This is a genomic window from Bradyrhizobium sp. DOA1, assembly GCF_001593325.1.
Lineage (GTDB): Bacteria > Pseudomonadota > Alphaproteobacteria > Rhizobiales > Xanthobacteraceae > Bradyrhizobium.
In genome coordinates, this window is sequence record NZ_JXJM01000001.1 from 2,659,769 (window position 1) to 2,668,793 (window position 9,025).

The 9,025-nt window shown below is 64.9% G+C and carries 12 protein-coding genes; 11 read left to right on the top strand and 1 reads right to left on the bottom strand.

Annotated elements, in window-relative coordinates; genetic code table 11:
- Window positions 1-132 precede the first annotated feature (132 nt).
- Window positions 133-1,194, bottom strand: a complete 1,062-nt coding sequence (gene hemB, locus SE91_RS12625; RefSeq protein ID WP_008548191.1) for a porphobilinogen synthase — start codon at window positions 1,192-1,194, stop codon at window positions 133-135.
- A 136-nt stretch (window positions 1,195-1,330) separates the two neighbouring features.
- Here hemB and SE91_RS12630 point away from each other — a divergent pair, with 136 nt between their 5' ends.
- The 11 genes from SE91_RS12630 to SE91_RS12680 form a co-directional block, all read left to right on the top strand.
- Window positions 1,331-1,828 carry a DUF6163 family protein gene (locus SE91_RS12630; RefSeq protein WP_008548189.1) on the top strand — a complete coding sequence of 166 codons (498 nt, stop codon included), beginning with the start codon at window positions 1,331-1,333 and terminating at the stop codon, window positions 1,826-1,828.
- Between the two features lie 525 nt (window positions 1,829-2,353).
- The gene (gene ldtR, locus SE91_RS12635) at window positions 2,354-2,872 is read left to right on the top strand and encodes a transcriptional regulator LdtR (RefSeq protein WP_008548187.1); all 519 of its coding nucleotides are present in this window, start codon (window positions 2,354-2,356) and stop codon (window positions 2,870-2,872) included.
- A gap of 202 nt (window positions 2,873-3,074) precedes the next feature.
- Complete coding sequence (locus tag SE91_RS12640; RefSeq protein ID WP_060737764.1) at window positions 3,075-3,311, top strand: hypothetical protein; 237 nt, start codon at window positions 3,075-3,077, stop codon at window positions 3,309-3,311.
- A 37-nt stretch (window positions 3,312-3,348) separates the two neighbouring features.
- Window positions 3,349-3,570 (top strand): hypothetical protein, encoded by a 222-nt coding sequence (locus tag SE91_RS12645; protein ID WP_008548182.1) that lies wholly within the window; start codon window positions 3,349-3,351, stop codon window positions 3,568-3,570.
- Between the two features lie 266 nt (window positions 3,571-3,836).
- The gene (gene glyA / locus SE91_RS12650) at window positions 3,837-5,135 is read left to right on the top strand and encodes a serine hydroxymethyltransferase (protein WP_060736255.1); all 1,299 of its coding nucleotides are present in this window, start codon (window positions 3,837-3,839) and stop codon (window positions 5,133-5,135) included.
- Window positions 5,136-5,164: 29 nt separating this feature from the next.
- Window positions 5,165-5,647, top strand: coding sequence for a transcriptional regulator NrdR (gene nrdR / locus SE91_RS12655; protein WP_011087793.1), 483 nt, complete (start codon window positions 5,165-5,167; stop codon window positions 5,645-5,647).
- The gene (gene ribD / locus SE91_RS12660; RefSeq protein ID WP_061847824.1) at window positions 5,644-6,792 is read left to right on the top strand and encodes a bifunctional diaminohydroxyphosphoribosylaminopyrimidine deaminase/5-amino-6-(5-phosphoribosylamino)uracil reductase RibD; all 1,149 of its coding nucleotides are present in this window, start codon (window positions 5,644-5,646) and stop codon (window positions 6,790-6,792) included. Before nrdR ends, ribD begins: the two co-directional genes overlap by 4 nt.
- Window positions 6,792-7,415 carry a riboflavin synthase gene (locus tag SE91_RS12665; protein ID WP_061847825.1) on the top strand — a complete coding sequence of 208 codons (624 nt, stop codon included), beginning with the start codon at window positions 6,792-6,794 and terminating at the stop codon, window positions 7,413-7,415. Before ribD ends, SE91_RS12665 begins: the two co-directional genes overlap by 1 nt.
- Window positions 7,416-7,526: 111 nt before the next feature.
- Complete coding sequence (gene ribH, locus SE91_RS12670) at window positions 7,527-8,018, top strand: 6,7-dimethyl-8-ribityllumazine synthase (RefSeq protein WP_061851106.1); 492 nt, start codon at window positions 7,527-7,529, stop codon at window positions 8,016-8,018.
- Between the two features lie 2 nt (window positions 8,019-8,020).
- Entirely contained in the window at window positions 8,021-8,518 is a 498-nt protein-coding gene (nusB, locus tag SE91_RS12675; RefSeq protein WP_008548172.1) for a transcription antitermination factor NusB, read from the top strand.
- A gap of 207 nt (window positions 8,519-8,725) precedes the next feature.
- Window positions 8,726-9,025, top strand: a 300-nt coding sequence (locus tag SE91_RS12680; protein ID WP_245318440.1) for an AIR synthase related protein, incomplete at its 3' end; no start/stop codon positions are given.

Genomic DNA, 9,025 nt, shown 5'->3' on the forward strand with positions numbered 1-9,025 from the left:
CCGTTCTCTCCCAGCGAACCCCCGAGGCAGGACATGGGAACAGGCTGTCCGCATGCCAAGGGCGCTGGGATCAACAAGCGAAAATATTCCGGCGATTCGGCGGCGGGACGACACTGAGCATGCAGTGCGAACCTACCCCTGCGCCCGCAGCTTCTCCGCGGCCTTCGGCGCGAAATAGCTCAGTACGCCGTCGGCGCCGGCGCGCTTGAAGGCGAGCAGGCTTTCCATCATGGCGCGCTCGCCGTCGAGCCAGCCGTTATTGGCGGCGGCTGCGATCATCGCGTATTCGCCGGAGACCTGGTAGGCGAAGGTCGGCATCGCAAAGGTGTCCTTTACGCGGCGGACCACGTCGAGATACGGCATGCCCGGCTTCACCATCACCATGTCGGCGCCCTCGGCGATGTCGAGCTCGACCTCGCGCAGGGCTTCGTCGGTGTTCGCGCTGTCCATCTGATAGGTGCGCTTGTCGCCGGTGAGCGTCTTGGCCGAGCCGATGGCGTCGCGGAACGGGCCGTAGAAGGCGGAGGCGTATTTGGCGGCATAGGCCATGATCTGCACGTCGAGCAGACCAGCGCGATCCAGGCCTTCGCGGATCGCGGCGACGCGGCCGTCCATCATGTCGGAGGGCGCGATGATGTCGCAGCCAGCCTCGGCCTGCACCAGCGCCTGACGCACCAACACGGCGACCGTCTCGTCATTGAGGATCTTGCCGTCCGAGATCAGGCCGTCATGGCCGTGGCTGGTGAAGGGATCGAGCGCGACATCGCAGAGAATGCCGATCTCCGGGAATTCCTTCTTGATCGCACGCACCGCCTGGCAGACCAGATTGTTCGGATTGGTGGCCTCCGAGCCTTCCTCGTCGCGCAGGGACGGGTCAGTGTAGGGAAACAGCGCAAGACAAGGGATGGTGAGCTTCATGGCGCGCTCGGCTTCGCGCACCGCCTGATCGACGCTGAGACGGTCGACGCCCGGCATCGAGGCGACCTGCTCGCGCTTGTTGGTGCCGTCGATCAGGAACAGCGGCCAGATCAGATCGTCGGTGGTGAGCACGTTCTCGCGCACCATGCGCCGCGCCCATTCGGCCTTGCGGTTGCGGCGCGGACGGACGGTCAGATCGAGGGCATGGGGCACTGCCGTGCCCTCCCGGCGCGCGACCTCGCGCAATTCGATCGGACGTCCGTATTTGATCGCCATCACTCTTCCTCCGGCTGGAATTATTCTTATACCAGCTCGCATGGTTCCCGTCACCGCGACTTGACCTGCCGCAAGGCAGAATTGCCCTGACTTGGCAGCCGATTGATTTTGCGGGGCGAAGCAGCCAGAAGGGGCCATGTCCGAGATTTCCACCCGCGATGCGGCGCGCGACGGCGCCAGGGACAATGCCAGAGACAGCGCCAGGGACGGCGCGATGTCGGTGGCGGCGATCTCGTCGGAGCGCTCCCAGTCCGACGATAATGTCTGGACGCGGCGGCTCGTGCTGTTTCTGCGGGTGATGGCGCTGCTGTCGATCCTGAAGGGTCTCTATCACTGGGCGCAGGTGACGGGTTTCGTCGGCGGCGAGGACGAGGCGTTCGAGAACCAGTCGATGGCCTGGCAGGCCGCGACCGTCTACTTCGCGGTGATCGAGCTCGTTGCGGCCGTGGGCCTGTGGCTCGCAACGCCCTGGGGCGCGGTGGTGTGGCTGACCACCGTGGTGTCGATGGCGGTGATCGAGCTGATGTTCCCCGGCATCTATGGCGGCAGCCTGATCGTGGTCGGTGTCGAAGCCTTCATGCTCGCCGCCTATCTCGCGCTCGCCTGGATGGCCGCGCGGGAACGGCCGCCGTAGAGCGCGTAGATCATTCAACGCATCACGCTCGTGCCCCGGACGCAGCGCAGCGCTACTTCAGCGATGCGCTGCAGAGCCGGGGCCCATCTCTCCATCATATCGCTTGCGGCTTTCTGGGTCCCGGCTCTGCGATGCATCGCTTCGCGCTGCATCTTGTCTGGGACACGAGAGCGGAGTTGTGCGCGCTTGGTTGACCGTTGGTTGCCTAAAATTTGAGGTAAGTTTTCGTTGACCAGCCGGTTCCGCCACAGCCGTTACTCGCCCGTTTCGAAACGGGGCGGCGCTGTTCTGGAATGCGACAGTTGCGGCGGACGGAGGGTGAACAGGACCTTGCGAAGGTCAACAGACAGTTGCGAAAAGCCCTTGTGGCACAGGCTTAATCCGCAATTCACTGTCTTAAATTCATGATCTCTTTATTCTCTTATTTAAGCCGATCTTCAAACGAGCCCCTTAAGTTGCACCTATCAGACGGGACACAAGTTTCGTCGAATAAGTGTCGATAAAAACGACAACAGGGGAAGTGTCATGATGAAAGCCGTCGCAACTGCGGCAGATACCGCAGAGCGCGTCTCCGGCCAGCAGGGTTCGGTGCAGTCGCTCTATCTGGAAGCTTTGACTCTGGTGGAGCGACTGCATCGCCGGCTCCTCGACGTGATCAAGGATGAATTCGATCGCCGCGGCCGTGCGGACATCAACTCGGTCCAGGCGCTCTTGCTCTACAACATCGGCGACAAGGAGCTGACCGCGGGCGAGCTGCGTACGCGCGGTTACTATCTCGGTTCCAACGTCTCCTACAATCTGAAGAAGCTCGTCGAGCTCGGCTTCCTCGATCATCAGCGCTCGCGCGTTGACCGCCGCTCGGTGCGCATCCGTCTGACCCCGCAGGGCCAGGAAGTCCGCCGCATCGTCGATGCGCTCTATCAGAAGCACGTCAAGACGGTGGAGCAGGTCGGCGGCATCTCCGGCGAGGAGTTCGCGACCCTGAACAAGTCGCTGCACCGCCTCGAGCGGTTCTGGACCGACCAGATCCTGTATCGGCTCTGAGTTTTCTCGAAGGGATCAAGGCCAAGCCGGCCCGAAACAAGACCGGCAGGCGACCCTGACGAGCCTGACTTCCCCAAGCGCACTGGCCCGGATCCGTCCGGACCGGTGCGTTTTACTTTGTGCAACTGCGAAAAAAATCCTCTCCTGGCAAGGAACCAGTTCCGGCCCCGTCGCTTATCTCCTTCGGATTGGAGAAATGTCGATGCTGGTCGAGCGCGGACTTCGGGCGATGAACGTGGAACTCGTGAGTGAGGCCTACGCCATTGCTGCGAATTACCTTCGCCGCTCCGGTGCGATCCCCGATACGCTCGTCACCGACGAGCGCCTGCTCGGAATCATCATCAAGCTGCTCCAGCAGGGCGAAATCAACAAGATCAGGCTCGCCAACACGGCGATCGCACGGTTCGAGACGCAGTCCGAGGCCCGCGCGGTTGCCTGATCAAGACTCCCAAATTCCAAGAGAACCAGAGGGTGCCATGGAAGCCGCCATCGACCGCATCATGCAGACCTATGACCTGCTCGCCAACCGCACTGCCGCGGCCAGCGAGGAGGCTCGGGCCAAGGTCACGACCTATCTCAATACGCTGATGGAGGCCGGCGAGAAGGACACCCACAGGTTGACCGTCTGCGGCCTGACCTATCTCCGCCAGCTCGACGGCAGCGTGGACCCGGTGAAGGCGGGCTATACGGGGTTGTAGCTGGCCCGGCTGGGGGCCAGCCGATCACTGGGCGGGGGTAAGGGCCAAAACGGCCTTGGTTCAGGTGTTGGCCGCGGAGCGGCTCGATAAGCCGCCACAGGGCCGAAACCTCCAATCCCCACCATATCTTGCATAAATCTCAGGCTCGACCCGCAAACCCTTGGCCTGTTGCGGGCGATGTGGTAGATCGCGCACGCCGCTTCCGATCGCCACACCAGACCGCCCGTAGCCCGCCAAAAGGCTGCGGCGGTGGAGATATTCGCAAGATGACCTCAGCCAAGACCGCCTCCGCGCCCGATTCGTTTTTCACCGCCTCGCTCGAGCAGGCCGATCCGGAAATCGCCGCCGCCATCAAGGGCGAGCTCGGCCGGCAGCGCCATGAGGTCGAGCTGATCGCCTCCGAGAACATCGTCAGCCGGGCCGTGCTGGAAGCGCAGGGTTCGGTGATGACCAACAAATACGCGGAAGGTTATCCGGGCGCGCGCTACTATGGCGGTTGTGAGTGGGTCGACGTCGCCGAGAACCTCGCGATCGATCGAGCCAAGAAGCTGTTCGGCGCCAAATTCGCCAATGTGCAGCCGAACTCCGGCAGCCAGATGAACCAGGCCGTGTTCCTGGCGCTGCTTCAGCCCGGCGACACCTTCATGGGCCTCGACCTCGCGGCTGGCGGCCATCTCACCCACGGTTCGCCCGTCAACATGAGCGGCAAGTGGTTCAAGGCCGCGCACTACACCGTGCGTCGCGAGGACCAGATCATCGATATGGATGCGGTCGCCAAGCAGGCCGAAGAGGTCAAGCCGAAGCTGATCGTCGCCGGCGGCTCAGCCTATTCGCGGGCCTGGGACTTCAAGCGTTTCCGCGAGATCGCCGACAGCGTCGGCGCGTACCTCTTGGTCGACATGGCGCATTTCGCGGGGCTCGTCGCCGGCGGCGTGCATGCCTCGCCCGTGCCCTATGCCCACATCACGACGACCACGACGCACAAATCGCTGCGCGGACCACGCGGCGGCCTGATGCTGTGGAATGACGAGACGCTCACCAAGAAGTTCAACGGCGCGATCTTCCCGGGCCTGCAGGGCGGCCCGTTGATGCACGTGATCGCGGCGAAGGCGGTGGCCTTCGGCGAGGCGCTGCGCCCGGACTTCAAGGTCTACGCGAAGAACGTCGTCGAGAACGCCAAGGCGCTGGCCGAAGCGATGAAGAGCCACGGCTTCGATATTGTCTCCGGCGGCACCGACAACCATTTGATGCTGGTCGACCTCAGGCCGAAGGGTCTGAAGGGCAACGTCTCGGAGAAGGCGCTGGTCCGCGCCGCCATCACCTGCAACAAGAACGGTATTCCGTTCGACCCCGAAAAGCCGTTCGTCACCTCGGGCTTGCGTCTCGGCACCCCGGCCGCGACAACCCGCGGCTTCGGTGTCGCGGAATTCCAACAGGTCGCCGGTATGATCGCCGAGGTCCTCAACGCGATCGCGCAGTCCGACGACGGCAAGGCGCCGCTGGTCGAAGCCGCGATCAAGGAACGGGTCAAGGCGCTCACCGACCGGTTCCCGATCTATCAGTAAGGCCGAAGCAAACTGGTCAAGGCAATCGGATGCGGTGCCCGAACTGCAATAGTCTCGATACGCAGGTGAAGGACTCGCGTCCGACCGAGGACTCGTCTGTCATCCGCAGGCGGCGCGTGTGCGTCGCCTGCAATTTCCGCTTCACCACCTTCGAGCGCGTGCAGCTGCGCGAGCTCACGGTGATTAAGCGCAACGGCCGCCGCGTGCCGTTCGACCGCGACAAGCTGATGCGTTCGGTGCAGATTTCTCTGCGCAAACGGCAGGTCGAGCCGGAGCGGGTGGAGAAGATGGTCTCCACCATCGTGCGCGAGCTCGAGACCGGCGGCGAGGCCGAGATCTCGTCCGAGGTGATCGGCGAGACCGTGATGGAGCATCTGCGCACGCTCGACGATGTCGCCTATGTGCGCTTCGCCTCGGTCTATCGCAATTTCCGCGAAGCCAAGGATTTCGCCGACGTGCTCGGCGAGCTCTCCGGCGAGGAGGAAGCGCGGCTCGCCGCGATCCGCAAATGATCTTCCGCATCCTGGAAGATCAGTTCGCGCAGAAGGCCCGCGAGGCCAAGGACGCCGATCTCCGCTTCATGCAGCTGGCGCTGGCGCTCGGCCGGCGCGGGCAGGGGCGTACCTGGCCGAACCCGGCCGTCGGTGCGGTCATCGTCAAGGACGGGGTCATCGTCGGCCGCGGCTGGACCCAGCCGGGCGGGCGGCCGCATGGCGAGCCCGAGGCCTTGCGGCGGGCCGGCGAGGCGGCGCGGGGCGCCACCCTCTATGTCACGCTTGAGCCATGCTCGCATTTCGGCAAGTCGCCGCCTTGTGCCGATGCGGTGATCGCGGCCGGCATCAAGCGCGTGGTTGCCGCGATCGAGGATCCTAATCCTGAAGTCGCAGGCCAAGGCCATGCGCGCCTGCGCGCCGCCGGCATCACCGTGGATGTGGGCCTGTGCGCGGCAGAGGCCGCGTTCGACCATGCCGGGCATTTCCGCCGCATCAGGGATCACCGCCCGCATGTGATCCTCAAGCTTGCGGTCTCGCCCGACGGCAAGATCGGCGCGGCCGGCGGCAGGCCGGTCGCGATCACGGGCGAAGCCGTGCGCGATCGCGTGCATCTCATGCGCGCGCAGAGCGACGCCATCCTGGTCGGCATCGGCACCGTGCTGGCGGACGATCCCCTTCTCACCTGCCGCCTGCCGGGCATGGCGGCGCGCTCGCCGGTGCGGGTGGTGCTCGACCAGAGCCTGCGCATTCCCGGCGCGAGCAAGCTCGTCCGCACCGCGCGCGAAACGCCGCTCTGGGTGGTGGGCTCCGACCTCGCGGAAGCCGCGGCCGCAATGCGGCTCGGGGCGGCCGGTGCGCAAATGTTGCGCGTGCCTCCGGGCGGTGCAGCGGGGCTCGATCTGCCCGCGGTGCTGCATGCGCTGGCCGAGAAAGGCATCACGCGGCTGATGGTCGAGGGCGGCAGCCGTGTTGCCGCATCCTTTGTCGCGGCCGATCTCGTCGACGAGATCTGGCTGTTCCGTGGGGCGGAAGAGGCGGGCCCTGATGGCGTCGATGCGCTCGATGCATTGCCCCTGTCGAAAATCACGCAGTCGCAGGCCTACAAGGTTCATGCTAGCGAGACATTCGGCAACGATACTCTCACCGTCTACGAGCGCGCGTAATGTTCACCGGCATTGTCACCGACATCGGCGAGATCGTCGGGTTCACGCCGACGGCGCAGGGGCAGCTGCACCGCCTGCGCATCGCCTGCAACTATGACCAGACCACCATCGCCGACGGCGCCTCGATCGCCAGCAACGGCGTGTGCCTGACCGTGGTTGCCTCTGGCGTCGCCGGCGGCAAGGACTCCAAGCAAAGCACCTGGTACGAGGTCGATGCGGCGGCGGAGACGCTGGCACTGACGACGGCCAAGCACTGGAAGCTGGGCACGAAGCTCAATCTCGAGCGGGCGCTGAAGATCGGCGACGAGCTCGGCGGCCATATCGTCGCCGGCCATGCCGACGGCGTGGCGACGCTTGTCAGCCGCGAGGACCTGCCCGACATGGCGCGGTTCGAGCTCTCGACGACGCGCGAGCTGGCGCGCTTCATCGCCACCAAGGGCTCGATCACGCTCGATGGCGTCTCGCTGACGGTCAATACCGTGAAGGACACGACCTTTTCGGTCCTGATCATCCCGCACACGCTGACGGTCACGACGATCGGCGGCTGGAAGGCGGGAGACGAGGTCAATATCGAGGTCGACCTGATGGCCCGCTATGCGGCGCGGCTGACGGAAATGAAGTGACGGTGATTAAAGATCGTCGTGCGCGGGCTTGACCCGCGCATCCATCCTCTTAAGAGGGGCTTGCCCGATGGATTGCCGGGTCAAGCCCGGCAATGACAGAATAGGTTGACCATGGCAGACGCGCGGCGCGCACCCCTGAAGGACCAGACCGACATTTCCGGCGCTCGCGCGCTGATCGTCGAGGCACGGTTCTATGACGACCTCCAGGACGCGCTTCTGGACGGCGCGGTGGCCGAGCTGAAAGCCGCCGGCATGACCCATGACGTCATTACGGTTCCCGGCGCGCTGGAGATTCCGGCGGCCATCGCCGTCGCCATCGACGCGGCCGCGGCGAACGGCAGGCCCTATGACGCCGTGATCGCGCTCGGCTGCGTCATCCGCGGCGACACCATCCATTTCGAGATCGTCTCGCAGGAATCTTCGCGCGCGCTGATGGATCTTGCCGTGGCGCGCAAGCTGCCGCTCGGCAACGGCATCCTCACCGTCAACAATGAGGATCAGGCCTGGGCGCGGGCGCGCGCCAGCGAGCTCAACAAGGGCGGCGATGCCGCGCGCGCCGCGCTTGCGATGCTGCGCATCAAACGCCGTCTGGCGCAGGCCTGACCATGGCCGACAACACTAAGAAGCCGGCAGGCCCTGCCGAGAAGAAAGCGAACCGGCGCGGTGCGGCGCGGCTCGCCGCCGTGCAGGCGCTCTACCAAATGGACATCGCGGGTGCCGGCATCAACGACATTTTTGCGGAGTTCGAGAGCCATTGGCTCGGCAACGAGGTCGAGGGCGACACCTATCTGCCGGCGGAAGCGGCATTCTTCCGCGACGTCGTCTCGGGCGTCGTGCGTGACCAGAAGAAGCTCGATCCCTTGATCGACGAGGCGCTGTCGAAGGGTTGGCCGTTGAAGCGGATCGAGGCGATCCTGCGCGCGGTGCTGCGGGCAGGGGCCTATGAGCTCCAGCATCGCAAGGATGTGCCCGGCCGCGTCGTGGTCTCCGAATATGTCGACGTCGCCAACGCCTTCGTCGACCGCGAGGAGACCGGCATGGTCAATGCGGTGCTCGACCAGATCGGCCGCCAGTTTCGCGGTGACGAGTTCGGGCGGGGGTAGTCATACATTCCGCTGTCATCACCCGCGAAGGCGGGTGATCCAGTACGCCGTGGCAGCGGTAATCGATATCAGGCGTCTCGGCGTACTGGATCGCCCGGTCCCGGCTCCGCCAAGGCTACGCCGAGGCCAACAGGGGTGCTCGGCTCGCCGAAGCTTTAGCGAAGGCGGCAAGCCGGGCGATGACAGCGGAGTGTAGGGCCGACATCGATGACCACACCGCAAAACCCCTCCGCCGAAGACTCCCTCATCGCCCGCTATTTCAAGCCGCTGGCGACCGATCCCGGCGCGTTCGGGCTGGTCGACGATGCCGCCATCCTGCGGTCCTCCGGCGAGGACATCGTCGTCACCACCGATGCCGTCGTCGAGGGTGTGCATTATCTTGCGAGCGATCCCCCTGACACCATCGCGCGCAAGGCGCTGCGGGTGAACCTGTCCGATCTCGCCGCCAAGGGCGCGGTGCCGGCCGGCTTCGTGCTGACGCTGGCGCTACGGAACAAGGAGGACGGC

Bases quoted from the DNA above. Each gene is read 5' to 3' on its own strand.
- SE91_RS12645 (WP_008548182.1), top strand. From the start codon at position 3,349: ATGGAAGCCGCCATCGACCGCATCATGCAGACCTATGACCTGCTCGCC.
- hemB (WP_008548191.1), bottom strand. From the start codon at position 1,194: ATGGCGATCAAATACGGACGTCCGATCGAATTGCGCGAGGTCGCGCGC.
- SE91_RS12630 (WP_008548189.1), top strand. From the start codon at position 1,331: ATGTCCGAGATTTCCACCCGCGATGCGGCGCGCGACGGCGCCAGGGAC.
- SE91_RS12665 (WP_061847825.1), top strand. From the start codon at position 6,792: ATGTTCACCGGCATTGTCACCGACATCGGCGAGATCGTCGGGTTCACG.
- nrdR (WP_011087793.1), top strand. From the start codon at position 5,165: ATGCGGTGCCCGAACTGCAATAGTCTCGATACGCAGGTGAAGGACTCG.
- SE91_RS12640 (WP_060737764.1), top strand. From the start codon at position 3,075: ATGCTGGTCGAGCGCGGACTTCGGGCGATGAACGTGGAACTCGTGAGT.
- ribD (WP_061847824.1), top strand. From the start codon at position 5,644: ATGATCTTCCGCATCCTGGAAGATCAGTTCGCGCAGAAGGCCCGCGAG.
- ldtR (WP_008548187.1), top strand. From the start codon at position 2,354: ATGATGAAAGCCGTCGCAACTGCGGCAGATACCGCAGAGCGCGTCTCC.
- glyA (WP_060736255.1), top strand. From the start codon at position 3,837: ATGACCTCAGCCAAGACCGCCTCCGCGCCCGATTCGTTTTTCACCGCC.
- nusB (WP_008548172.1), top strand. From the start codon at position 8,021: ATGGCCGACAACACTAAGAAGCCGGCAGGCCCTGCCGAGAAGAAAGCG.
- ribH (WP_061851106.1), top strand. From the start codon at position 7,527: ATGGCAGACGCGCGGCGCGCACCCCTGAAGGACCAGACCGACATTTCC.